The sequence below is a fragment of the Virgibacillus halotolerans genome (genome assembly GCF_016908515.1).
Taxonomy (GTDB): Bacteria; Bacillota; Bacilli; order Bacillales; family Amphibacillaceae; genus Virgibacillus_M; species Virgibacillus_M halotolerans.
Genome location: NZ_JAFBEA010000006.1, coordinates 1 through 26,954, shown reverse-complemented (window position 1 = coordinate 26,954; position 26,954 = coordinate 1). Strand labels below are relative to the sequence as shown.

At 38.8% G+C, this 26,954-nt stretch carries 23 protein-coding genes; 5 read left to right on the top strand and 18 right to left on the bottom strand.

Annotation, left to right across the window (positions count from 1 at the left end):
* Nucleotides 1-316 precede the first annotated feature (316 nt).
* The 3 genes from JOC34_RS14175 to JOC34_RS14165 all read left to right on the top strand — a co-directional run bounded on the left by JOC34_RS14175 (nucleotide 317) and on the right by JOC34_RS14165 (nucleotide 4,105).
* Entirely contained in the window at nucleotides 317-922 is a 606-nt protein-coding gene (locus JOC34_RS14175; RefSeq protein WP_205137430.1) for a class D sortase, read from the top strand.
* 118 nt (nucleotides 923-1,040) lie between these two features.
* Nucleotides 1,041-1,970 carry an LCP family glycopolymer transferase gene (locus JOC34_RS14170; protein WP_205137429.1) on the top strand — a complete coding sequence of 310 codons (930 nt, stop codon included), beginning with the start codon at nucleotides 1,041-1,043 and terminating at the stop codon, nucleotides 1,968-1,970.
* 116 nt (nucleotides 1,971-2,086) lie between these two features.
* Nucleotides 2,087-4,105: a penicillin-binding transpeptidase domain-containing protein gene (locus JOC34_RS14165; protein WP_205137428.1), complete on the top strand. Its 2,019-nt coding sequence runs from the start codon at nucleotides 2,087-2,089 to the stop codon at nucleotides 4,103-4,105.
* A gap of 45 nt (nucleotides 4,106-4,150) precedes the next feature.
* Here the strand turns inward: JOC34_RS14165 and JOC34_RS14160 are convergent, their stop codons facing one another.
* The 11 genes from JOC34_RS14160 to pxpB form a co-directional block, all read right to left on the bottom strand.
* On the bottom strand, nucleotides 4,151-4,591 hold the full coding sequence (locus JOC34_RS14160) for an IDEAL domain-containing protein (RefSeq protein WP_205137427.1): 441 nt from the start codon (nucleotides 4,589-4,591) through the stop codon (nucleotides 4,151-4,153).
* 205 nt (nucleotides 4,592-4,796) lie between these two features.
* Nucleotides 4,797-5,237 carry an IDEAL domain-containing protein gene (locus JOC34_RS14155; RefSeq protein ID WP_205137426.1) on the bottom strand — a complete coding sequence of 147 codons (441 nt, stop codon included), beginning with the start codon at nucleotides 5,235-5,237 and terminating at the stop codon, nucleotides 4,797-4,799.
* 78 nt (nucleotides 5,238-5,315) lie between these two features.
* A complete protein-coding gene (locus JOC34_RS14150; protein WP_239544442.1) occupies nucleotides 5,316-6,344 on the bottom strand; it encodes a hypothetical protein in 1,029 nt (342 codons plus the stop codon).
* A gap of 340 nt (nucleotides 6,345-6,684) precedes the next feature.
* Nucleotides 6,685-7,050 carry a DUF779 domain-containing protein gene (locus JOC34_RS14145; RefSeq protein ID WP_205137425.1) on the bottom strand — a complete coding sequence of 122 codons (366 nt, stop codon included), beginning with the start codon at nucleotides 7,048-7,050 and terminating at the stop codon, nucleotides 6,685-6,687.
* A gap of 118 nt (nucleotides 7,051-7,168) precedes the next feature.
* Nucleotides 7,169-8,689, bottom strand: a complete 1,521-nt coding sequence (gene adh, locus JOC34_RS14140) for an aldehyde dehydrogenase (protein WP_205137424.1) — start codon at nucleotides 8,687-8,689, stop codon at nucleotides 7,169-7,171.
* 319 nt (nucleotides 8,690-9,008) lie between these two features.
* Nucleotides 9,009-9,191, bottom strand: coding sequence for a cold-shock protein (locus JOC34_RS14135; protein ID WP_205137423.1), 183 nt, complete (start codon nucleotides 9,189-9,191; stop codon nucleotides 9,009-9,011).
* Between the two features lie 266 nt (nucleotides 9,192-9,457).
* On the bottom strand, nucleotides 9,458-10,195 hold the full coding sequence (locus JOC34_RS14130; protein ID WP_205137422.1) for a Cof-type HAD-IIB family hydrolase: 738 nt from the start codon (nucleotides 10,193-10,195) through the stop codon (nucleotides 9,458-9,460).
* A gap of 209 nt (nucleotides 10,196-10,404) precedes the next feature.
* The gene (locus JOC34_RS14125; protein WP_205137421.1) at nucleotides 10,405-11,004 is read right to left on the bottom strand and encodes a pyroglutamyl-peptidase I; all 600 of its coding nucleotides are present in this window, start codon (nucleotides 11,002-11,004) and stop codon (nucleotides 10,405-10,407) included.
* 26 nt (nucleotides 11,005-11,030) lie between these two features.
* Entirely contained in the window at nucleotides 11,031-11,972 is a 942-nt protein-coding gene (locus tag JOC34_RS14120; RefSeq protein ID WP_205137420.1) for a 5-oxoprolinase subunit C family protein, read from the bottom strand.
* A gap of 47 nt (nucleotides 11,973-12,019) precedes the next feature.
* A complete protein-coding gene (locus JOC34_RS14115) occupies nucleotides 12,020-12,778 on the bottom strand; it encodes a 5-oxoprolinase subunit PxpA (RefSeq protein WP_205137640.1) in 759 nt (252 codons plus the stop codon).
* A 9-nt stretch (nucleotides 12,779-12,787) separates the two neighbouring features.
* Complete coding sequence (gene pxpB, locus JOC34_RS14110; RefSeq protein WP_205137419.1) at nucleotides 12,788-13,510, bottom strand: 5-oxoprolinase subunit PxpB; 723 nt, start codon at nucleotides 13,508-13,510, stop codon at nucleotides 12,788-12,790.
* A gap of 145 nt (nucleotides 13,511-13,655) precedes the next feature.
* Between pxpB and JOC34_RS14105 the strand changes: the two genes are divergently transcribed.
* Nucleotides 13,656-15,311, top strand: coding sequence for an SLC13 family permease (locus tag JOC34_RS14105; protein WP_205137418.1), 1,656 nt, complete (start codon nucleotides 13,656-13,658; stop codon nucleotides 15,309-15,311).
* 63 nt (nucleotides 15,312-15,374) lie between these two features.
* Here the strand turns inward: JOC34_RS14105 and JOC34_RS14100 are convergent, their stop codons facing one another.
* The 7 genes from JOC34_RS14100 to JOC34_RS14075 form a co-directional block, all read right to left on the bottom strand.
* Nucleotides 15,375-16,574 (bottom strand): MFS transporter, encoded by a 1,200-nt coding sequence (locus JOC34_RS14100; RefSeq protein ID WP_205137417.1) that lies wholly within the window; start codon nucleotides 16,572-16,574, stop codon nucleotides 15,375-15,377.
* A 21-nt stretch (nucleotides 16,575-16,595) separates the two neighbouring features.
* The gene (locus JOC34_RS14095; RefSeq protein ID WP_205137639.1) at nucleotides 16,596-17,777 is read right to left on the bottom strand and encodes a CynX/NimT family MFS transporter; all 1,182 of its coding nucleotides are present in this window, start codon (nucleotides 17,775-17,777) and stop codon (nucleotides 16,596-16,598) included.
* Between the two features lie 369 nt (nucleotides 17,778-18,146).
* Entirely contained in the window at nucleotides 18,147-18,248 is a 102-nt protein-coding gene (locus JOC34_RS21830) for a putative holin-like toxin (protein ID WP_239544439.1), read from the bottom strand.
* Nucleotides 18,249-18,571: 323 nt separating this feature from the next.
* Entirely contained in the window at nucleotides 18,572-20,536 is a 1,965-nt protein-coding gene (gene ltaS / locus JOC34_RS14090) for a lipoteichoic acid synthase (protein WP_205137416.1), read from the bottom strand.
* A 377-nt stretch (nucleotides 20,537-20,913) separates the two neighbouring features.
* Nucleotides 20,914-22,605, bottom strand: coding sequence for a methyl-accepting chemotaxis protein (locus JOC34_RS14085; protein WP_239544437.1), 1,692 nt, complete (start codon nucleotides 22,603-22,605; stop codon nucleotides 20,914-20,916).
* Nucleotides 22,606-22,661: 56 nt separating this feature from the next.
* Nucleotides 22,662-23,120, bottom strand: a complete 459-nt coding sequence (locus JOC34_RS14080) for a chemotaxis protein CheW (RefSeq protein ID WP_205137637.1) — start codon at nucleotides 23,118-23,120, stop codon at nucleotides 22,662-22,664.
* A gap of 24 nt (nucleotides 23,121-23,144) precedes the next feature.
* The gene (locus JOC34_RS14075; RefSeq protein WP_205137415.1) at nucleotides 23,145-25,124 is read right to left on the bottom strand and encodes a chemotaxis protein CheA; all 1,980 of its coding nucleotides are present in this window, start codon (nucleotides 25,122-25,124) and stop codon (nucleotides 23,145-23,147) included.
* Nucleotides 25,125-25,488: 364 nt separating this feature from the next.
* On the opposite strand from JOC34_RS14075, the gene JOC34_RS14070 reads away from it, so the two are divergent.
* The gene (locus JOC34_RS14070) at nucleotides 25,489-26,823 is read left to right on the top strand and encodes a short-chain fatty acid transporter (protein ID WP_205137414.1); all 1,335 of its coding nucleotides are present in this window, start codon (nucleotides 25,489-25,491) and stop codon (nucleotides 26,821-26,823) included.
* Nucleotides 26,824-26,954: the final 131 nt, after the last annotated feature.

Genomic DNA, 26,954 nt, shown 5'->3' with positions numbered 1-26,954 from the left:
CCAATTATGTAGATCATTCCACGCATCGTTCTTTCAAACTCTCATTCGTTCCCTATAACGAACAACATAATCGAAGTATAGGACATTACTCCTATTTTGAAAACCTTCAAATTAAGCCGTTTATACATTATAAAGAACAAAATACTCGATTTACCTCTGATTATCTATATATCACTTAGATTCAGATATTTTTTGTTCCTTAATAAGAACAATAACCTAGTTATCGTGCAACTTAGTAAGATTAATTTCATAAATACTTTAATTATTCTCCAATATTCTATATACTAGTTGGTAAAGAAACTGAGGAGTTTTTCCTATGAAAAAATTATCTGCACTGCTCATTATTGCCGGTCTATGCCTTTTAGGATTTGGCGGCTACCAGTGGTTTAAAACTGAAAACGCACAAAATACCAGTCTGGCAGAGGCACAGGCTTTATTAAGTGATAAAGAAAACATAGATAAAACGGGTGGAGCAACTGCTGAAACAGAAGAAACTGCTCAATCATTTTCGCCTGGCATGGGAGAGACTGTCGGTATTCTCCATATTCCAAGTCTTGCATCAGATCTGCCAATTGTAGAAGGAACAGATGAAGATGATCTGGAAAAAGGTGTCGGCCATTATAAGGGAACGGCCTATCCGCAACAGAACGATCAAATTGTTTTATCCGGCCACCGTGATACAGTGTTTCGACGAATGGGCGAATTAGAGCTTGGGGATATCATGACGATTCAACTGCCACATGGCGAATTTTCCTACGAAATCGTTGATACCGAAATCGTCAAAGCAGACGATCTGACTATTATTTCGCCTACTAGTCCGGACGAGGTTTTAACCGTGACAACCTGTTATCCATTTTCTTACATCGGCAGTGCGCCCGACCGTTACATCATTACGGCAACCCCTGTTTCGGAAAAAGACTAAAGAATAACTTTAAACTTCATAGACGAAAAGCATCATTTCCGTTATAATTTATGCAAGATTTAATAATTTTTAGCAAATTGCGTACTTTTTTGCGAATATTCGACAGAGGAGCATACAAGTGAATTCCAGAGTAGATAAAAGACATAAGAAAAGACGAAAGTGGCCATTTTGGGTTGGTGGAATTATTCTAGCTTTTGTTCTCATTATAGGTGGCTATATTTATTATGTATGGGATAAAGTAGGAGATACTATTGCAACCATGCACGATCCATTGGAAGGAGATAATCAAAAAGAATTAAACGCGCTATTTAAAAATAATGATTCCGTTAACATTTTATTACTCGGTGTGGATGCACGTGAGGGTGATAAGGGGCGTTCCGATACCATGATACTAATGTCGCTCAATCCGAAAACAAATGCAATGACCATGCTAAGTATCCCTAGAGATACATATGTTAATATTCCTGGACGAGGGATGGATAAAATCAACCATGCGTATGCATTCGGTGATGTAGCATTATCTGTACAAACAGTTGAAGAAGCATTTGATTTACCAGTCCACTTTTACGCAAGGGTTAACATGGAAGGATTTCAACAGGGTATCGATGCCATCGGTGGTGTCACCATTAATAATACACAGGAATTTTCACAAGACGGTGCAAGTTTCTCCAAAGGAAATATCACGCTAAGTGGTGAGGATGCATTGAAATACATCCGCATGCGTAAAAATGATCCACGTGGTGATATGGGGCGTAATGAGCGTCAACGTGAGGTGCTAACAGCTGCCATAGATAAAGGTGCCAGCTTCAACAATATTACAAAAGTTGGCGACATATTAAATATTTTAGGCGGTAATGTGAAAACAAATCTGGATAAGGATAATATGCAAACATTGTTCAGTGATTACCGCGGAACACGCAAAAACTCCAAAACAATGGAAATTAATGGAGACGGTCAAACGATCAATGGCGTTTGGTATTATGTAGTACCTGACGGTGAATTTAATCGGATTACAACCGAGATTAAAGACCATATGGAAGCGAGGTAACGCCACGGAGATAAAAGTCACCTGCAAATCCATAGATGCAGTGTGACTTTTATCATTTTATACTTTTTAATGGTATGATAAAGAGATGATTTATTATTTAAGAGGGGGGCTTCTTAATGAAAAAAATGATAATGGCAATGTTCGTTATTCTAATCGTTTTTCTTGGCGCATGTTCAGCAAAAGATGAAGCAACGCCAAACGAACGTTTTGATACATTCGTAAAACAATGGAACGAGCTTAAGTTTGAAAAAATGTATGACATGTTTGCTTCTGAAGCAAAAAACACGTATGCAAAAGAAGATTCAATTGATCGTTATGGAAAAATTTATGAGGACTTGAACATTTCAGATTTAAAGATTAACTTTGAAAAATTAAATGAAGAAGATCTGGAGGCGGCAATGGATTCCGGTGAAGCTACCATTCCTTTTACTGCTGAAATGGAAAGCCTTGCAGGACCGATTACCTTCGATTATGAAGCCACACTTATTCAAGAAGGAGAAAAAGATGACAAGAATTGGTTTGTAGAATGGGATCCAGGCTTTCTATTTCCAGAAATAAAAGATGGCGGAGAAATTAGTGTCGAATCCGAATCCCCAGAACGTGGGGACATACTTGACCGCAATCAAATGCCGCTGGCAATCAATGATATTGTCTATGAAATTGGCGTAGTTCCTGAGAAACTCGGGGATAATCCGAAACAGGCTAAAAAGAAACTTGCAGACTTGCTTCAGCTTTCTACTGAACAAATTGATTCAGCAATAGACGCAGATTGGGTTGAACCTGACCTATTTGTCCCATTGAAAAAAATTCCTAAAACAAATGAAAGCCTGCTGGATAAACTCTGGAAAGTTGATGGCGTTACAGGTCAAGAAGTAACCGGCCGCATCTACCCTGAAGATAAGGCTGCTGCACAATTAGTTGGGTATGTTGGCCAAATCAATGCAGAGGAACTTGAAAAACAAGATCCTGGTATGTATAGCGCGAATGACATCATTGGAAAAAGAGGACTGGAACAGTTGTATGAAAAGGAACTCAAAGGAGAACCTGGAGCAAAGATCATCGTTTCTAAAGACGATGATGAAATTGTCTTAGCTGAGAAACCTGTGAAAGACGGGGAAAATATTACGGTTACAATCGATGTGAATATACAGGAGAAGATTTATAAGTCCTATGATGGTGACACTGGTACGGCAGCTGCAATTGATCCAAAATCCGGAGAGACATTAGCACTTGTCAGCAGTCCATCATTTGATCCGAATGAAATTTTATATGGCACCACACCAAATATGTGGGAAAAATTGCAAGACGATGAAAAGCAACCACTACTTAATCGTTTCAAAGCAACGTTTGCCCCTGGTTCCGCACTTAAACCAATAACTGCGGCGATCGGGTTGGAAAATGGCACCATTAAGCCGGATGAGGGCATTAAAATTAATGGTCTGACATGGAGTAATGGAAAAGGCTGGGGAGATTACAAAGTTCGTCGTGTATCTGAATCAAGTGATCCAGTAGATCTTTACGATGCTTTAATCCGTTCAGATAATATTTACTTTGCAATGCAGGCTGTTAACATGGGTAGCGATGCTTTTGTCAGTGGAATGGAACATTTCGGGTTTGGAGAGAAACTCCCTTATGAGTACCCGATTACTGCTTCCAACGTATCTTCTGATGGAAAAATCAGTGATGAAGTTTTACTCGCCAACTCAAGCTATGGGCAAGGTCAATTGGAGATGAGCTCCCTGCATTTAGCATTAGCTTATACACCTTTCCTGAATGATGGAAATATGGTTAAACCTACACTACTTACCAGTGAGAAAACAGGTGAGATTTGGCAAAAGGATTTAATTTCAAGTGAAAATGCAGATATCATCAAAAAGGCCTTAAAAGATGTTGTTGAAAAAGGGACAGCGAAAAAAGCAAAAAAGGATGAGCTTTCCATTTCTGGAAAAACTGGAACGGCAGAATTGAAGCTAACAGGTGGAGAATCCGGCAAAGAAAATGGCTGGTTTGTTGGGTATCCAACGGATGATCAGGATATCCTTATTGCAATGATGGTTGAAGGAACGGAAGATAAAGGTGGTAGCACCTATACCGCTAAAAAGGTTACCGATATTTTAGTAAAGCTTAAAAAGTAATAAAAAGGTCTATCCAATGATGTGGATAGACCTTTTTACGTTTATCTAAAGCAATGTTAATAAATGATAAAAGGTCTTTTCATCCCGCTCATCCAATGATCTATCAATCAATCTTTTAATATTTAACCTTTCTAATTCTCCAATAACCACTTCATCTTCAATTAAACCATCATCTGTTGCAGTATCGTCTATAAAAAAAGGTGCTGCAATCTTTGCCAATATAATTAGAAAATCAGGTATCTTCATGAGCTCACCCATTGTTATGTAGATTAGCTCGCTATTTTTTCGAAAGGTAAATTCTACGTTCAGATTTGCAATCGTTTTATCTCTTCGTTTAATGATAATTTCCTTCGCCTTTGTTGGATCCAGCTGATACTCTTCCCTGTTAATCAGTAAGGTAAAATAAGATGGTGAAACAATTACGTATAAATGATCTGCGTCTGCTTTAATATGGTACGGTTTTAGCTGTTTAACTTTCATTTTCAATTCACCCACCCCCAAGTATTGAATTTAATTTGTTCTTTAAATAGAACTTTTAGGTATAGTATAATCGATAATCCAGTTTTTATAAAGGGTTAAAAGAACTTTATAACGAACTAAAAGTAAATAAAAAGAAGCACCATCCTAACGAGCAGACAATGCTTCTATTTTGTACAGAAAAAGTCATCGAAAATTAGTATCCACAACTTTGTTATAATAATTCTACGAGTCGATGAAATGCTTCTTGATCTCTTTCATCCAACGCTTTATCGATCAATCTTTTTAAATTCATTTGTTCTAATTCATCAATAATGACTGCGCTATCATCTTTTGTATCATTTGTATTTACGGTATCTTTTTTATAATATGGTTCGGCAATAGCATGTAATTGCTCGATAAAATCAGGAAGAGAAATTAGTTCTGACATACTGACATATACAACATCTTTGTCTTTTTGGAAGGCAAAATTAGCATCAAGGTTTTTTACCTTACGAGTCGAACGATCAATACGTATTTCTTTCGCTTCAACTGGTATAAACTGGTATACTTTTTGATTAATAATTACAGAGAAATATTGATAAGCTAGAATCACGCGCACATAATCAGCATCTGCTTTTATATAATATGGCTTGAGCATTTTTACTGTTACCATCCTTTAACCTCCCTGTCCTATCTTAATTTTCAGTTAACTAATTCTACAACAAATCCAAAAAAATTTCAAGTAAAAGATTTACTCCACGTGAAATTCCATGATAAATTCAATGATTTTTTCTCTTTCTTTATCACTGTACGCATATTGTTGCTCTTGTTTTTCTACGATCTCACCCGCTTCTTTTAGTTGCCGAATACCTTGTTTCATATAGGATTTATAATTGCTGTGAATCGCTTGAATCTCTTTGGCATATTTTTCATCTGTTCCGGGTTCCACTGTTTCTTTATACAAATCAATGATTTTTTCCGCTTCTCGTCTTGGAACAATTTCATGGGGATCTGTACTATCAAAGATACAGAAATCGAGCTCAGGTACGCGTACCATATCAATACTATGGGGATCAAAACTGCAATGGAATAATTCAACATCAAATCCGTAATCTGTACAGGCTGCTAGAACTTTTTTCATAAATGTGGATTTTCCTGTTCCCGCTCGGCCTTTTAAATGATAAACATGGGAAAGACTTTCAATCAGTTGTGGAACAATATTTACGACACCCTCTGTAGTGTTTGTACCAAATAAACGACGATAAACATGGGATTTTTTCTTTCGCTTTGGTTGTTCTTTCAACAGCTCCCTAATAAACTGGTCTGCTAGTTGATCTGCCTTTGCAAAGTCCATTTCATTAACGTATATTGCTTCCAGTTTATCGTGGATACGAAGACCAGCGGAAAAGCTATTATATGCCTGGTGAAAACGCTCATTTTCGATAGGAAGTACTTTCTGCTCTGCTAAAAATAATGACAAATCAACTTCCACTGTTGCTTTTAGATCAGGTATTGCAACATGATCGATGATGATTGCCATCGATCGCTCTCGAATGATAATCCCTTCCAAGTATTGACCACTTATTGAGCTAAGCATAATTTCAAGATCATATGTTTTTTCGTATCGTTTAATAACACCTCTTAAAACATCCGTTTTCAATTGTTCCGATGGATGTTTTAATATAACTATTTGCTCAAACCCTGTTACATTTGATGGTAAAAAGTTAACAAGCCCTTCCGCTGTATTCCCGCTAACGTAATAATATTTTTTAATTGACAATTGAACACATCCTTTGTATACAGTTTATCTCCGGGTAGTACTAATACCCCCCTTTTCAGACTGATGATAATGTCAGCAAGCTCCAGAAACCAAGATAATAGCACTATCTACACTATATCCTATACGTCGTAAGTGCGATCAAAACCCAGATATAAGTAAAAATGTATCTGGATCAGGTTTTTTTATCTTTATTTAATTTATGAATAATCCTAGCAAGAGGTGAATCAATTCTCAGTGTTCATCTTTTACTGCTTTCTATATATATATATGTTAATATGTTCTTTTTAGAAAAAAAATCGCCAAATCCCTCAAAATAAGAGATTTGACGATCTTTGATATCTTATTGCTCAACTTCCGCTAATGCCGTTCGCTCGTCTGCAGTAAATACGCGTGATCTCGTCAGGAAACGCTTCCCTTCAGGACCTTCCAATGAAAACATGCCGCCCCGACCGTTTACCGCATCAATAATTAACTGGGTATGCTTCCAATATTCATACTGATCCTTTGACATATAAAATGATGCATCACCGATTTCACCAAGCAAAACATCTGAGTCGCCTACATGAAACTCTCCCTTTTGAAAACACATCGGAGAACTTCCATCACAACAACCGCCAGACTGATGAAACATTAATGGACCATGCATTTCTTCCAAAGAATGAATTAGGTTTAAAGCTTCATCAGTAGCCGTTACACGCTCAACCATTTTTTACACCCTTTCCTGATAATCGAAAAGATTAGTAAGCTTAGCATTCACCAAGCTTTTAATGGCGAATGCCTTCGTTGCCTTAATACAGTAGAAAGTAGCTATACTTTCTTAACTGCTAAAATAAACCGGTCGCTTCTTCACTATAACTAACCAATAGGTTTTTCGTTTGCTGATAGTGATCCAACATCATTAAATGATTTTCTCTTCCAATTCCGGATTTTTTGTAACCGCCGAAAGCCGCATGTGCTGGATACTGATGATAACAGTTCGTCCATACACGACCAGCCTGAATACCACGTCCAAACCGATAGGCTGTATTCACATTTCTCGTCCAAACACCTGCACCTAAACCGTACAATGTATCATTGGCGATTTCCATTGCCTCATCTTTATCCTTAAATGTTGTGACTGAAAGTACTGGTCCAAATATTTCTTCTTGGAAAATACGCATGCTATTATCTCCCTTGAAGATTGTAGGTTCAATATAATAACCAGTTTCAAGATCTCCATCAAGCTTATTTACATTACCACCAATCAGAACTTCAGCCCCTTCCTGTCTTCCAATATCAAGGTAGGATTTAATTTTTTCCATTTGTTCTTCTGAAGCTTGTGCACCCATCATTGTTTCGGTATCAAGTGGATGACCTATTTTGATTTGCTTTACCCGTTCGATAACCCGTTCCATAAATTTATCATAAATCGATTCGTGAACAAGTGCGCGTGATGGACAGGTGCAAACCTCCCCCTGATTCAAGGCAAACATAACAAATCCTTCCACAGCCTTATCAAGGAAACCATCATCCTCATCCATTACGTCATCAAAGAATATATTCGGTGATTTACCGCCCAACTCCAATGTCACAGGAATGATATTTTCTGAAGCATATTGCATAATCAACCGGCCTGTTGTTGTTTCTCCGGTAAATGCTACTTTAGAAATACGGCTGTTTGTTGCTAAAGGCTTTCCTGCCTCAACTCCAAAACCATTGACAATGTTGAGGACACCTGGTGGTAAAAGGTCCTGAATCAGATCCAATAATATATGAATCGATACTGGCGTTTGTTCCGCAGGCTTTAATACGACACAGTTACCAGCAGCTAATGCTGGTGCCAATTTCCACGTTGCCATCAGGATGGGAAAGTTCCATGGGATGATTTGTCCAACAACACCTAATGGCTCATGGAAATGATATGCCACTGTATCATCGTCAATCTGACTAAGACCGCCTTCCTGTGCACGGATTGCTCCAGCAAAATACCGGTAATGATCCACTGCGAGCGGTATATCTGCTGCCAATGTTTCCCGTACTGCTTTACCATTATCCCATGTTTCCGCAACTGCCAGCGTCTCTAAATTTTCTTCGATCCGATCGGCTATTTTATTTAAAATATTCGCGCGTTCTGCAACTGACGTTTTCCCCCAAGTATCCTTGGCCTTGTCCGCTGCATCGACTGCCGCCTCCACATCTTCCTTGTTTGATCTGGCTACTTCACAAAAAACCTTACCGGTAACTGGGCTTACATTATCAAAGTATTTTCCACTTGCTGGCGGACGATATTCACCACCAATAAAATTATCATAACGTGGTTTAAAATGAACCAATGAACCTTCTGTATTCGGATTTTCATATCGCATAACATTATTCCTCCTCTTTGTAAACGTTTACAACTGAACTGAAGTAAACGCCTCCCATTTACATTCAAAGTATATCAGTGAAATCTGAAGTATTCAAATAATTAATCCAATTTGTCAACTCTAAAATTAAAACACGTTGATCCAGGATGGATCAACGTGTTTCTAAGTCGAAACTATATTTTGAAATGAAAAAACGCTGGCGCATCATCCACCCAGCGTCAAATTAAAAATGATGTCAGATTGACATCATCATCCTCTTATAAATCATTTATTATCATCGTATAGTTTCATTTCTTGATGTGTTTCTAAATAATTGCTATTACTTTAATTCCGGGAGTACACGGACTTCCTGAATCATCGAAGATTCACATAGTGGACATTTTGGCTCTTCTTCAAAACTGTATGACTCTCTCATCCATCCTTGGCAATCGTCACTCGTACATGACCATACTTTTGTGTCCACTTCAGGAACTGGCTCTTTTGGTCCGCGAGAAAATGACATGATAGCATCCCCCTTCTTCATACTACCCCCATTATACCTCTTTTCGCTTCATAATGGAAGGTATTTAGGTAAACTTATGATTATATCATGGTCATCATAACTTGTTCAACCATTTTATATGCTTTTAAGATAAATCTTTCACACTATATTTCCTACTATTAGTATAGTCTATTCCATGCGTTATTATACATAAAATGAAGCTTCATTGAGTGCGGCCAAACAGCGATAAAAAAACAGCCTCACATTCATGTGAAGCTGCTCCTCTCTTACAATGCAAAATGTTCAATTGCTTTTGCAACACCGTCATTATTATTTGTATCCGTAACAAAATCAGCAACGTTTTTAATTGCTTCCTGTGCATTTCCCATTGCAACACCAACGCCCGCCTCTTGAATCATTTTTATATCATTCAAGCTGTCACCAACAGCCATTATTTCAGCCATGGTAATACCAATTCGTTTACAAACAAATTGTAATGCTGCAGCTTTACTAACACCCGCTGGATTTGCCTCGATATTCGTCGGTAACGAGTTTGTAAGCTCCAATCCTTCCATATGGGAAAGTTCTTTAATCATAAAATCGAGCTTATTTTGGTCTGTCGTATTACAGCCAAATTTCAGCCACTGATGATCGCTAAGGTTTTGTGGTGGTGAATCATTCCGATAAACACCATCTGTAGCAATCATCCACATGTCGACGCCTGTTTCCTGCCCGAGGTTCCACATGTTTTCGATTGTCTCGGTAGGGAGCAGATGTTGATCCAACAATTCCTTTTCCATTGTATAGATTTCTCCGCCATTTGCTGTAATAAGATAGGAGCTAAGGTTTAATGCTTCTGCATAAGGATAACACGTATCGATTGACCTTCCAGTACTTAACAAAACGTGAATTCCTTTTGCTAGCGCCTTTTTAATTACTTCTTTTGTTGGCTCTGAAACATCTTGATTGTCCTTTAACAATGTTCCATCCATATCCAATGCGATTAATTTAATATCTTTTGTCATGTATGCTTTCCTCCGTTAATCAATTATGCTGTTGTTTATTCGCCTTCGTTTCGATCATAAAACCCCGTTGTTAAAAAATGAGATAAACAAAATCAATACCATTATAATGAGCAATCTATGTTTCTTTGGCGACTTAATCCTCTCCGCTACCTATTTTACCAGAGGTTGGCCAAGAACGGTAAGAAAACCATTTACGGAGAGGCAACACCCTATGATAAACAAGCGATTGCAATTTTTACAGCACGTAGCAAGTCCTCCTGTGACCAGCTGGGCATATTTTTTTCTACAGCTAATGCGTGCGATGCTGGCACATGAATGAAGCCTGCCTGACGCTCAATTCCATTTTGCTTAAAATAATGTAAAGCATGATACATCACGTTATTACAAAGATACGCTCCTGCTGTATTGGATATTTTCGCTGGTAGCTTTTCTTCCTGTAATTTATTAACCATTTTAGCAATCGGCAGCGTCGAAAAATAGCCATCCTGTCCACCCGTAAAAATCTTCTCGCCATTTGGTTGGTGTCCCTTATTATCTGTTGGACCATCATTGCAATTGATCGCAATCCGTTCTGGCGTAATACAGCTTCTCCCAGCAGCCAGTCCAAGTGAAACCACTGCATCTGGATCATGTTTTTCAATTTGTTTAATTAATTCAGTACCGGATTTTTGAAAGTCTACAGATAAAACCCTCCCAATAATCTGATAGTTATTGATTTCGTTTCCATCCAGTTCTGTCGTGATATCTGCTGTCGGATTGATAGGATTGTCCAAAAAAGGTTCAAAGCCTGTTAGTAATAACTTTTTCATAAAATGTACTCCCTTGTGTTAAAAACTTATAAATGGCTTCGAAACTGAGCGAACGCAGCCAACTGTTTTTCTGATTCGATTACACGCTCTTGTGCAGTTTCAATCGATACTGGGCAAAACCTGATTTCTCCGTTCGGTATCAGCTGTGCGATTTTTGGAAGATCGCTGGAAATAACTGTTCCAACCCGTGGATAGCCTCCCGTTGTTTGCCGATCGGCCATCAATATGATCGGCTGATTATTTGGTGGGATTTGGATACCGCCAAATGGAACCGCATCAGACCAAATATTGGGGCTACTTTCTAGAACACTTTGCGGTGAATTTAGTCTGTAACCCATCCGGTTAGAACTAGAATCAACCCGATATGTCGTTGCAAAAAAATGATCTATCTCTGATTCGGTAAAATAGTCTGTATGGGGTCCTTTCACAACAGCCACTTCTACCGATGATTCATATGTAGGTATGCATTGTCTTGACAAACCAACACCATGTTTACCGTCAATTGGAAACCCCTTAATTGTATCTGCTTCATTCAGTTTTGCGCCAAATCCACTATTCAGGTCTGTCGATTGACTTCCAAATATTACCGGGCTTTCAAAACCACCTGTAACAGCAAGGTATGCCCGAACCCCCGACTGATGTTTGCCAAATGTAAGTTTGTCACCAATATCCATACGAAAGGATTGCCACATTGGTTTCACTTTTCCATTTACTTTCGGTTCTAGGTTGGCGCCGGTGATCGAAATCGTAAGTGGCATACTTGCCTCTAACGCAGGACCTATCAATGTTATTTCCAAGCAAGCCGTGTTACGTTGATTGCCCACAAGTATATTAGCGTATTGCAATGCAAATCTATCCATCGCACCAGAAACCGGCACCCCATAGCGTTGATAACCAGTGCGTCCCATATCCTGAAAGGTTGTTAAGATTCCCGATTTGATTACATTAAAAATTGGTTTAGCTTGCATTTTATCACCACCTCAAATGATGTTGCTGTTTATTATAACGCTTTTCTTCATAAAAAGGATTTTACATTAATATGCGCTGCCTTCAGTGCATGACTAAGTTTTCCAGCAAATGAAACGGCATGTGGACCATCACCATGTATACAGACAGTATCGGCCTCGATCGCGACTAATTCTCCATTTATCGCCTTCACCACACCCTCATTAACCATACGTTCTACTTGCGCCACTGCGATATCCAGATCGTCAATCATGGCATTGGCATGCTTCCGGGGAGTTAAGCTCCCATCCGGCTGATATGTGCGATCTACAAAGACCTCTGATGCAACACGCAACCCGACTGCCCGTCCGGCATCAAGCAATTCACCTCCAGCTAAACCATACAGTATTAATGAATCATCAAGGTCATAAACCGCACGGGCAATCGCATCCGCGGTATCACGATCATGACCAGCCACATTGTATAATGCACCATGTGGTTTTACATGTTGCATCCTAACGTTGTGAATCTTACAAAATGCCTGTAGCGCACCGACCTGATAAACAACCAAACGATAGATTTCATCCGGCGAGAATTCGATCATACGACGCCCAAATCCTGCAATATCCGGGAAACCAGGGTGTGCGCCAACGGCTACATGATATTGTTTTGCTAATTGAACCGTTCTATCCATCACATTTGGCTCACCAGCATGTGACCCACAAGCAATATTCGCCGAAGTAATATGTTCCAACAGCTGCTCGTCAGCTCCAAATGTGTATGCCCCAAAACTTTCCCCCATATCACAATTTAAATCCATATATTTCACCACCACAAATCAACCTTTCTCTATATTTACTTGATATGTCTTCGCATTTACTTGGGCTGTAATACGTTCATATTCACCTTCTGACACGCTGTGAAAACGCACCCGATCCCCTGCCCGAAATAAAAATGGAGACGTTTCATGATGAAAATCAAACAATTGAATCGGTGTTTTCCCGATTATGTTCCACCCACCAGGTGAATCAACCGGATATATACCTGTTTGTTCATGAGCAATCCCTACAGATCCAGCAAATGTTTTTGCTCGTGGCGCCTCCAATCTTGGCTTTGCAATTGTTTTATCCAATCCACCCAGGTAGGGAAATCCAGGTAAAAAACCGAGCATGTATACAAGGTACTCCCCATTTTGGTGTCTCTTAATAACCTGATCGATCGACAACTGATTGTGCTCCGCTACCGTTTGCAAATCTGGACCATATTTCCCACCATATACTACCGGAATATGGATTAGACGCAGCGGTAAATACTCCTCTTCGATGAACTCTCTATGTAAATCATGGATCTTCTCACTAAGCTTATGATAGGAGACCAGATGCGGCTCATAATAAATCGTCACAGCATTAAAAGTTGGAACCGATTCAACAACACCATTAATTTCCACCTTCAGAAGCTTTTCATCAAACAGTTGAATCTTTGTGTTTAGTGTAGGTGAAACTGCTTCTGAAAAAGTAACCTTAAGTGCGCCATCTCCAATCGGTTGTAATAAAATAGACATCATATGCTCCCCCTTCCCTTTTACAATATCTGAATCATAGCATATTTCAGTGTGCTATTTCTAATATCTAAATGCATCATTTTTGATTTATCGAAAAATTTGTTATACTAATGGTTAGTACGCTATCAGTGGAGGAGGAAGGCATATGATTACTGCGACATGGAACTGGCTGTGGGACAAGCATGATGAAGTAAAGGACTTATTTAGATTTTTTGTTAAACCAAATACGTCAAAACTTGCGAAAGGATCATCAAGTAACAATGCGCAAGCTGTGAGCGGAAACGGTGGTGACAACGGCAACAATAAACGCAGTTATAAGCCTGCACAACTGTTCGGATTGATTGCAGGACCCCTATTATTTGTTTTAACACTACTCTTCGTTTCACCAGAAGGACTTTCTAAGGAAGGACTTGCCATCTTAGCAAGTACTATCTGGATCGCCGTTTGGTGGATGACAGAGGCTATACCGATCCCGGCGACTTCGCTGTTACCCATAATCATTTTTCCGATGACGGGTGGATTAGATATGGGTGCCACCACATCTGCATATGGCAGTGATACGATTTTCTTATTTATGGGTGGTTTTGTAATCGCTTTAGCAATGGGAAAATGGGATTTGCATAAACGCATTGCATTAAATATCATTGCAATGATTGGAACAAACATGGATCGGATCATCCTTGGCTTTATGGTTGCAACCGGGTTTTTATCGATGTGGATTTCCAATACCGCAACAGCGATGATGATGGTACCAATCGGGCTGGCAATTATTTATCAAATTTCTGAAGCTTTAGCAGATAAACCAGAAATTGATACGTCTAAAGAGAATTTTGCGTTTGGCAAGGCTTTAATGTTAGGTATCGCATATTCCGCTTCACTTGGAGGAATCGCAACCCTTATTGGTACACCTCCGAACACATTACTTGCCGGAGCAATCAACGACATCTATGGTTATGACCTGTCTTTTGCAAAATGGATGCTATTTGGTGTTCCATTAGCTTGGATTTTTATTATTTTCACTTGGTTATATTTAACGAAAATCGCATTTCCATTGAAGATCAAGAAAATGCCTGGCGGAAAATCAATGATCAATAATGAAAAGAAAAAGCTTGGTGTAGCTTCCTATGAAGAAAAAGTTGTATTCGTTATATTCATTTTAGCCGCATTGGCATGGATTTCACGCACATTTATTTTGAATACGTTTGTTAACGAAAATATTGAAGATGCTACGATTGCAATTGTGGCGGCACTTGTTTTATTTATTATTCCATCTAAAAATGTCAAAGGGGGACACTTGATGGACTGGGATACTACAATGAAACTACCATGGGGAATTCTATTACTCTTTGGTGGTGGTCTATCGATTGCAGCCGGTTTTACAGAATCCGGGCTTTCCGAATGGATTGGTGGACAGTTATCTGGGTTACAAGGAATGAACATTCTCATTGTCATCACCGTTGTAACAACGCTTGTTATTTTCTTAACAGAAATCACATCCAATACTGCGACTGCTTCGATGATGTTCCCAATCATGGCATCATTAGCGCTAGCTTTGGATATCCATCCACTTGGTGTGATGGTTGCAGCAGCTGTTTCCGCTTCTTGTGCATTCATGCTGCCTGTCGCTACACCGCCAAATGCGGTTGTGTTTGGTTCCGGCTATCTAAGGATACCCGATATGGCAAAGGCTGGATTTGTTTTAAATATATTCGGCATTATACTTGTTACAGCTGCCATATACTTCTTAATCCCAATTGTTTGGGGAATTGACTTAAACATAATGCCGGATTCATTTAAATAATAGTAAGTGGGGAAAATCATTTGACACGACATTGATTTTCCCCACTTTTTTAAATTCGGCACATCAGACCCCGCGTTTTCTTGTGCGCCCTGATGCCAGTTGAATAAACAACAAATAGATCAAAGGTAGCGCACCAGTTAAAAGGACAATGCCTGTCCAACCTGCGATACCCCATAATGGACCTATCATCGAACTACCAAGCGCAACCCCAATATAATAAGCTACAAGGTATAAACTCGATGCACTTCCCTTATGGTGTGTTGCCCCCTCACTAACAGCAGTTGCTGTTAAAGAATGCGCTGTAAAGAAACCGAGACAGGTGACACATAGCCCAATAACGATGAATAAAATCGAAGCGCTTAATGTTAAAAATATTCCAATTGATAAAATGATGATACCAATCACGCGAATTCGCTTTAGCCCATAATGACCTGCAAGCCATCCTGCAATTGGTGAACCAACTACACCCAAGCCATAAGCAAAAAACATATAGGAAATGGCTTGTAAGGACAATGAAAATGGCTCATTTTGTAGATGGAATGGCAAATACGTCCAAATACCTGTAAAGGAAAATTGCAGCACAATACCAAGCCCAAAAACCAGTATTAATGCAGGATTTTTTAAATGAAACAAAAAACCATCAATATCTTTACGAAATGGTAGGTTACTAGATTGAAAATATCGTGACTTGGGTAACATCACGCAGACAGCTCCTAAGATAACTACTCCAGCTACAGCTAAAAAGTAAAAAGCCATTTCCCAGGAGTAATGATCTGTAATATAGCCTGTCAATACACGACCAATCATACCGCCTAATGCATTACTCGAAATATAGAGTGCCGTTGCAACACCAACACTTTTCCGATCAATCTCCTCACTTAAATACGCAAGGGATGCTGCTGGCAATCCGGCTAATGCAAAGCCTTGAACAAACCTCAAGATAACGAGAACCGCAAAGGAATCAATCATCGGGATCACAATAAACGGGAGAATCGATCCCACTAAAGAAAGCTTAACGAACATACCACGTCCCATCCGGTCTGATAAAAAACCAAGGACGATTAAGCCGATAATAAGTCCGACAATTGTCATAGATAAGGCTAAACTCGCTTCGGAAACAGACACCTCGAATTCATCTACAAAAACAGGTAGAAGTGGCTGCACCGAATACATACAGGCAAATATAAATAATGATGCCAACGCCAAACTGATTGTGATTTTCCAAAAATAAAAATCGCGGATCGTATACATATCCTGTTGCATTATTTCACTTCCAATATAGGTTTAATTTTCTTCGTCTAGCACAAATTTATCTCTTCCTGCTCCCATACCAAATAAAATAACGAAACACGCTACACCGATCAACGTTAATAATGGTACGGTCCACATGTTTGTCAGATCATATAAGTAACCAATGAACATAGGTCCAATAGCAGCTAAAACATACCCAATTGATTGTGCCATTCCTGATAGTTCAGCAGCTTGCTTCGCATTACGTGCGCGCATGCCTAAAAATGCCAATGCTAAAGCAAAGCTTCCATTTAATGTAATACCAATCAATATCGAGCTAATCACCATGACAGTAAATGAATTACCTAGCAACAATCCACCATATCCTGTAATGGAGAACAGCCCCATGACAAGCACAATACCGCTTTGCGATTTAAATCGCCCAGCAATCATAGGCACAATAAAACTTGCCGGAAGCCCAATAAACAGAATAAATGAAAGCATCCATCCAGCTGTAGAAATGCTTACCCCATAATCAAGCAAAATTTCCGGAATCCAGGACACACTTACATAAAATAAGAAGGATTGCAGCCCCATAAAACCAGCAACCTGCCAAGCTAATGGGGATTTCCAAGTCCGATTGCCTGGAGTATGTACATAACTGACATCGACTGATTTCTGCTTACGATCTTTCTTTACAATATAAATCCAAATTATAATTGCAATAAAAGCTGGTATCCCCCAGATCAATAAACTAATCTGCCACCCCAATCCCATTCCTACAGCAAATGGAATACTCAGACCAGAAGCAATGGCAGAAAAAATCCCCATTGAAGTGGAATAAACACTCGTCATTAATGCAACCTTCGTAGGGAATTTCTCTTTAATCACACCAGGTAGAAGCACATTACAAATTGCGATGCCTAAACCGATGAACAAAGTACCAATAAAAAGAAATGATACCATCGAAACGGAGCGAACACTAACCCCAATCAAAAGTAAAATTAAGCCGATCAACATGGTCCTTTCATTCGTCAGTTGTATCCCAATCTTTGGAACGATTGGTGACAATATCGCAAATGCAACTAACGGCAAACTCGTTAAAAGACCAACACTCCAGTTCGATAACCCAACATCATCACGTATGATACCAATAAGCGGGCCAACTGATGTAATCGATGGCCTTAAATTAAATGCAACAAACACAATACCGGCTACTAACAAAAACGCGTACATTCGATTTGATTGTTCTTTTTCTTTCTCTATTTCCAAAACTGCTGCCTCCAAAAAACTTGTTTCTACAAATATAGCATATACCCAAGTAGGTGGGAAGGGATGGGATTCTAATTGACCTGCGATAGCATATAATAGAAACATTTCAAACAACACCACAGGACAAATGACTTTTATTCGAAAATACATCCACCATTGACACGTTTTCCATTTTCAAAACCTATATTTGTGGTATACTATAGGTAGATTGTCGCATATACTAAAAAAGACCACAGCTGTAACTGTGGCCAAATGATAAGCGGTTCCTTCAGGGAATCGGCTATCCAGAGAATAGACCTCTCCCAGCAAATTTTCACAGGTTTATAGGGAGGTCTATTTTTTATTGATCATTTTTATCACGAGTGCTAAGGATGCAATCAGAAAGGTACCGAATGCGAACAGCACCACAAAAACCTCATAAATGGTCAATTGCATCACCCCCTTCTCTTTAAGCAGGGCTAGCCAACCAATCCTAAAAGAACATTATCTATATTTTAGTATATCATAAAATGGAAGAAAATAACCCCTAAACAGAACATTTGTTTGCAAAAATTATTTTCTGATTTATCATATACGAACAAGCTTATATTGCTTGTATACTTTTAGTATATGTAAAGTTTGTTATTACTTGTAATGCATATGGAGGGAGAATACAAAAAATGTTTTATATTTTTAACTATTCGATCAGTTTATCTAGAATCCTACTTAGCCATAAATAAAGGTGCTGACGGTTCAATCGTCAGCACCCCACATTATTATTATTTATCTTGTTGGTCTTGTTCTTCTTGTTCGTGCTCTTCATTTTCTTGCTTGCCATAGAAGTAATCATTCTTATCGACTGGCTTCCAATCCTTGTTTGGTGTATAGAATCGTAACAAATCTCCATATAACACTTCATCTGAAAGTTCTAGTTCCTGCAATACTTCTTCTTTTTGTTTTAACATTTCTTCCGTTGGCTCTTCAATTTTTTCTTTCGTTTCATTGTCATAGAATACATCATTTACTAAACTATATTCCGGTGTCATGAAGCTACCATTTCTGAATGGTACGAAATCCTTATGGTCTTTTGAGAACATATCTGTACCGAACTGGATATAATCCTGTGCATCAATACCTAAAATATGCAATAGTGTCGGCATCACATCCATTTGACCAGCGTATTCGTGATTGGTACCTTGACCTTCCACACCTGGGACTCGGATGATAAACGGCACGCGCTGTAACTCAGCATTTTTAAGTGGTGTAATCTCTTCATCCATAATCTCACTCATCGCACGGTTGTGGTTATCTGATATACCGTAATGATCACCATATAACATGATAATGGAATCATCGTACAAGCCAGATTCCTTCAGGTCATTAATAAACTGTTCCAAAGCTTCATCCATATAACGAGCCGTCTGGAAGTAACGGTCAACAGAACCATCTCCGGTTTCAGCTGGATCAATACTCGCTTCATCTTCATCAATGAGATATGGATGATGATGTGTTAGTGTCATCATGTGTGCATAAAAAGGCTGATCCATATCTTCTAGTAATGGCATCGATTCTTCAAAGAAAGGTTTATCTTTCAAGCCATAGTTAATGATATTATCATCACTCATATCGTAATAACTAGCATCATAGAATTCATCGATTCCCAGTTGTTTATATATTTCGTCACGATTCCAGAATGATTTGTAATCACCATGGAATACCGCGGTTGTATAGTCTTGTTGTTGATGCATGATTGCAGGCAACGCTTGGTACGTATTGTTTCCTTTTGTTACAAACGCAGCACCTTGTGGCAATCCATATAACGACGTATCCATGATCAATTCCGCATCCGCTGTTTTCCCTTGCTCTGTTTGATGGAAGAAATTATCAAAGTACGTGTAGTCCTTGTCTTCATTCACCAATGAGTTTAGAAAAGGTGTAACTTCCTCACCGTGTAATTCATAGTCAATTAAAAACGACTGGAAAGATTCAAGGTGTATTTTAATAACGTTTTTACCTTTCCCTTTACCAAAAAACTCAGCATTAGGTTCTGCATATTTATTTTTTGTATAATTTTCCACTTTTGTAATATCGCTACTGTCGGCTAATACCCGTCTTGTTGACGTCTTGGCACTCTCAATTGCATCATGAATCAAGAAGTTATATGCACCAAGGTATTTCACCACATAATTACGATCGAATGTACGCTCTAATAATTGTGGACGATCCGCTTCAGCCAAACCAAGGTTAACTGTAAATGCAATAACACCAGCAATTAACACTAGAAATGGTTTACGTATTTTCATACGTGTTACGGACCAATTTGCTTTAACTTTTACAAACAATACAATCAGGAAGATTAAATCGACGGCATAAAACAAATCATGGACCATCGCTAAATCTACAATACTACCACCTAAACTGCCAAAGTTACCTGTTTGCAGCAGCGTAGGAATCGTAATAAAATCGCTATTGAAACGATAAAAGATAACATTCGCATACAATACGAAGGTCAATATGGAGTCAATGACAATTAGCCATACACCAGCTCTTCTACCCTTTGCAAATAATGCAAGTCCCAGGAAAATCAATCCTGAGCTAAGTGGATTAAAGAATAATAGAAACTGCTGCATTCCATTGCTGACACCTAGGTCAAATTCTACTGAATATATAATATACGTTTTTATCCAAAAAAGTGCCAGAGTGATCGCAAAGAATCCCATCTTTGTTGATAAAAATTTCTTCACTTTCTTCACCTCATAAATTTAAGTTCTGTTATTCATTTTCTCATGCCAAATTTATTTTACGAACGATTATTAATTATACGTCAAGATGAGCTTGAAAGTCAACACCCTTTAGTCCCATTTTGAAGTAAACCTGCATCTAAATATTGGTAATAGACCAATATTCTTTTAAATCATCAATGTTATAGACTTCAATATTCCCGTTTATATAAATTTAAAACATTGTATTCGAGGAGACTTTTAATTATGATTCGTTGATTTGTGGACCATTATAAAGCGAAACGTCATTTAGTAGGGGGTTAACTGCCCGACAATCGGAGATAAAAAATAACTACCATGATGCATCGCATGGTAGTTATTTTTAATAAAATTACATTTAGTTATAGTTTAAACTGGTTCACCAATCCATTTAGCTCTTCAGCTAATTTAGCAAGCTGTTCAGAACTTCCGGCAACTTCTTCCATGGAACTGCTTGTTTGTTGCGTCGTGGCGGAAGTTTGCTCCACGCCTGCTGCTGATTCTTCAGAGATGGATGCAATTTCCTCAATCGATCCATTCATCTCCTGACTATTAGCCGCAATTTCGGATAGGTTTTCTGAAGACAATTGAATATTGCTTACCATCTCATGGACAGCGGAATTGATTTCTTTAAAGGTATTTCCGGTCGTTTCAATTTGTATTGTTCCTTGTTCAACTTCCGCATACCCGGTATGCAGTGATTTGGTTACAATCTCCGTTTCATGTTGTATACCTGCTACAATGTCAGTGATATCCGTTACCGATACAGAAACTTGTTCAGCAAGCTTTCTCACCTCGTCTGCCACAACTGCAAATCCTTTACCATGTTCGCCCGCTCTAGCCGCCTCAATTGCAGCATTTAATGCCAACAGATTGGTCTGATCCGCGATCCCCTGAATAACAGAAACCAACTTAGATATTTCCTGTGATTGACTATCTAACCCTTGTACCTTTTCAACAGCGTCACGTACAATTTGATCAATCTTAGCCATCTGACCAGTCGTTGCATCCATAATTTCTGTTCCCTCGTTTGTCATGCCAAGAACATTGTTAGAGTATTCTTGAACACGTCCGCCGTTTTCATTCGCTTCCTGAACTTTGACTGCGAATGTTCCCATGATTGCAGCAATGTCACTTGCGCTGTTGGCTTGCGTTTCAGAACCTGTTGCCAATTCCTGCATGGTAATTGCCACTTGTTCAGAACCTGCTTTTACTTCATTCGCTGCCTGGGTCAGTTCTTCACTTTGACTTGTTACCGTTTCAGAAACAGCATTAATTTTGTTCAGTAAATCACGCGTATTATTGCTCATTTCATTGGTTGCTACTACTAGCTGACCTACTTCGTCACGGGATTTTGTTTCCAATGGTTCCAAGCTTAAATCCCCTTGTGCAATGGACTTCATTCGATCCATTACCGTTTTCAGCGGTCTTGATATCATATTGGAAGTAATCAGTGCAATGACCAAACTAGATACGATAACTAGAACAGTTACAACAGTTACAATAACAATCGTTGTTTTTCCTTCATCTATGACATCCTTTTCCACCTGTTCTATACGTTCTTCCCGACTCGCTGCCAGATCTTGATATCCTTCCAAAAGTTCATTTACAGTTTGCTTCGTATCCGCTAAATATTGCTGTGCCTTTTCATGCTCTCCTTGGTCATACGCGGCGAATATTTCGTCCGTGACATACTCACGCCATTCAATCGTTTTTTTCATCAATGCTTCAAATTCAGGTGTTACTTCGATATCCCTAATGATTTGCTCGAAATGCTTGCCATCTTCCGTATATGACTCAAATTCGGCTCTATAATCCCCTCCGTGTAACACATAACCACGTGCCGCAGCGATTCGATTAGCAAGGGAATTTAAGAGCCCCTGGTTTGCCATTAAAAGTGGAAGTTCTTGGTTTGCTATCCTTTCTGCATCTTTCGTATTCGATTTTACTACCGTAAAATTATAAACCCCCAATATAATAACAAGTAAAATAACTAGTGAAAAACCAAATATCATTTTCTGTTTAATACTTTTAAAACTTATAATATTTTTCAATCCATGATCCACCTTTTATTTAATTTTCTATTCAAAATTTGTTATACCAGCAAAATCTAATGTTGGTCTGCAATCACTTCCTGTATTTCATTGGATTCATCAAGATCTAAAATCCGTTCCAGATCCAATAATATTAAGAGTTTATTCGCCACCTTGGCTACTCCCTTCAAATAAATTTCATGTACACCGCCAATAATTCCAGGTGCCTGCTCAATTACCGCAGGGTCAATGTCAATTACTTCTGTTGCAGAATCAACAATTAATCCGATCTGGGTACCTTCTGTTGTCACAATTAAAATACGGGAATCCACAGTTGGCTCCGTTCCTTCAACATGTAAACGTTCCTTCAGATCTATAATCGGTGTGGTTTCGCCACGGATATTGATGACCCCTTTAATAAACGGAGAGCTTCTCGGCACCTCCGTCACTTCTTCTAATCGTTCAATAGAAAGTACTTTTTGAACATCTACGCCATAGGATTGTTCTTTCAGCTTTACAACAATATATTTTGTCATTTCCAATTTCCATGCCCCCTATGTTTATTTACTTAATGCGTTTGGATCGATAATTAAAGCGACTTGTCCCTCACCTAAAATGGTGGCACCTGAAATAGCAAAAATATCTCCAAGGTAATTTCCTAGAGCCTTCAATACAATTTCACGTTGACCAATAAATGAATCAACCATAATCCCCGTCATTTTCTCCCCTTTTTTTACAATCACAACCGATTGGTACTGTTGGTCAACTTTTCTATCACCTGGTATTTGAAAAACTTCCTTTAAGGATATAAGTGGAACGACACTACCACGAAAGTCCATCACTTTCTGACCATGTGTATACAGAATTTGCGCCTCTGTCAGCAGTGCTGTTTCAATAATCGATGACAATGGAATCGCATAGGTTTCCTGTTCCACCTTCACTAATAGTGTCAATAGGATGGAAAGGGTTAAAGGTAATTGAATGGAAAATTTACTTCCGTACCCCTGCTGCGATTCGATCGTTATTTTTCCTCCCAGTGATTCAATCTTATTTTTTACAACATCCAGACCTACGCCCCTGCCAGATATATCTGATACGTGATCCGCAGTACTGAACCCGGACGATAATATCAATTGCGCGACCTCATCATCTGTAAAATGAGCCGATTGTTCTGCAGTAATGATGCCATTTTCAAGTGCCTTTGCAGCTACTTTGTTACGATTTATCCCAGCGCCATCATCTTCAATTTCAATAAATATATGGTTTCCACTATGGTAGGCACGTAAAATAAGCTTCCCTACCTCTGATTTCCCTGCATAGATACGCGTAGCGGGTGATTCTATACCGTGATCAATGCCATTTCGAATCAAATGAACTAATGGGTCACCGATTTGATCGATAACAGTACGGTCTAACTCGGTTTCCGCACCAATAATTTCTAAGTCTATTTTTTTATCCAACTCTTTGGCAAGTCCTCTAACCATCCTTGGAAACCTGTTAAAGACTTGCTCAACCGGAACCATCCGCATCGTTAAGATTAGCTCCTGCATATCCTCTGAAACGCTAGTCATATGTCCAACCGTTTCTGTTAAATCTGGATGGTTTATTTCCTTGGCAATGACCTCCAATCTGCTTCGGTCAATAACAATTTCTTCAAACAAATTCATTAAATCATCAATTCGTTCCAAATTTACGCGAATTGTTTTCGAGGTTGTTCCAGTTTCGTGCTGCCCTTCCGCTTCATCGGATCTGTTGACTTTACCCGGTGTATCGTCAGCCATAGATTTCTCTGAAGCCTCCGATGAATAGCTGGCAATTGCCACATGTTTAACTTCCGAGACACGCATTACCGCAGATTGAATCACTTCTTCACTTTCCGTTGACAGTAAAACCACTGAAAAACCTTGTTCAAAATCAGCCGTTTCCATTTCATCAGCAGCAGGGATTGTCTTCATCAATTCTCCCTTACTTTCCAGTACCTCATAGACCATGTATGCCCGAACTGCTTTCATTACACAGTCCTCGGCAAAGGTCACAGTCATTTGAATGGTTTCATATCCCTGCTCTTTCGCCTGTGCTGCAACGGCGATTTGATATTCGTCCAAATTCATTTGTATCGGAATATTTTGTTCGGATACAGCCGCCATTTCAGGTATATAATCTCCATGTTCGATTTGTTTTAATTGCGTTACTAAGTCGGATACATCTTTTTTTCCATCATTACCTTGTCCAATCGCATCCACCATCTCTTCTAAATGTTCAACTGCCAAGAAGATGATATCAATGAGATCGGTAGAAACAGAAAGCATATTACTGCGAATTTTATCCAATACATTTTCCATCTGGTGGGTCAATGAGGTAATATCATCAAAACCCATTGTGGCTGCAATTCCTTTTAATGTGTGGGCAGATCGAAATATTTCATTCACGATTTGTAGGTTTTCAGGTTCTTTTTCCAATTTTAAAATGTTGTCATTTACAGCCTGTAAATGTTCACGAGATTCATCAAGGAATATTCCCATGTATTCATTTGTGTCCATTTCATTCTTCCTTTCTATCAATCCAGTAATAAATAGTCGGCGTACAAACAGCTTCAAATAATGAAACATGGAAGACTATTCTTGTAGCCAGACTTTCGACAAGTATGAAATAACATTCACAGAAGTAGTAATAAGTACCTATTCTATCTATCGGCTAATAATCACCATCCTGTAGTAATTTCCAAGATAAAAAATAGATCATGTAACGTAAACGCAATCATTTAAATAAGGAAGATTGTTTTCGTATATGTCGCTATTATTTTAGATTTAATTTCATGCAGGTTTGAATATTTCCATTTCAATGAAAATACTTTTGCGTTAATATAGAACCTATATTGAATTTCTTGAAATGGAGGAAATAATTATGAAGGCACTCACCAGATTTTTTGATCGTATGGTACAACGTTATTTACCTGATGCGTTTTTATTTGCAGTTATTTTAACATTTGCCGTATTCCTTCTCGGTACTTTTTTCACTGACAGTTCACCACTGCAAATGATTACGTTTTGGGGTGACGGATTTTGGGACCTGCTTGAGTTTTCAATGCAAATGGCACTTATTGTTGTTACTGGTTATATCCTGGCAAGCACCCCCGTTGTTAAAAGGCTTCTAACAAGGATTAGTAAACTTGCCCATACCCCGGGGCAAGCTATTTTATTAGTAACATTTGTCGCAGCCATCGCCTGTTTGATTAACTATGGTTTCGGACTGGTCGTTGGGGCGCTATTAGCTATCCATGTTGCAAAGCGTGTTCCTTCTGTCGACTATCGCTTGCTAATGGCTAGTGCTTACAGTGGCTTTTTAGTGTGGCATGGTGGTTTATCCGGATCAATCCCATTATTAATTGCTACACCCGGACATTTTCTGGAGGATACAATGGGACTTGTGCCCGTAAAAGATACCATGTTCAGTGGTTTTAATATCTTTATTGTTGTCTTTTTGCTCATAACTTTACCACTACTTAACCGTTTTCTAATGAATTCAAGGGACACGTTAAGTGACTCGAAACCAGCGGCTTGGAGACTACAAGAGACAGATGAATTGGAGGACACACCGAAAGAAACGGAAGAAACAGCAACACCTGCGGACCGACTGGAAAACAGTAAAGTTGTTTCTCTTTTAATAGGAATATTCGGTATTATTTTTGCAATCTATTATTTTGCCAAAAACGGCTTTGACTTAAATATTAATATTGTCAACTTTGTCATGCTATTTCTCGGTATTATTTTCCATGGAACACCGCGTAAATTCTTAGATAGTATTACAGGTGCAGTGAAAAATGCTGGGGGGATTGTCGTCCAATTCCCATTTTATGCTGGAATAATGGGGATGATGGTTGCTTCTGGGCTATCTGAACAAATGTCATTATGGTTTGTCAGTATTTCGAATGAATTCACATTCCCGTTGTTTACCTTTATCAGTGCTGGATTGGTTAACTTCTTCGTCCCTTCCGGTGGTGGTCAATGGGCTGTCCAGGGACCAATTATGATACCAGCTTCCCTTGAAATTGGCGTTGATACCGCGAAAACAGCGATGGCTGTCGCGTGGGGAGACGCTTGGACAAATATGATTCAGCCTTTCTGGGCATTACCTTTACTTGCAATTGCAGGCTTAAAAGTACGTGATATCATGGGGTTTTGTGTCATGATATTGCTCTATAGCTTCTTCCCAATCGCCATCGGTTTACTGTTTTTATAAATTGTATTTTAGTACCGGAAAAACCTCGCTCTATCAATCTGATATGCTCCCCTTAAGGTAGACAGATTAAAAAATAAAATCTGTTTTCCTTAAGGGGAGTTTTTGTATGTCTAAAAGATCTCATTCACGTA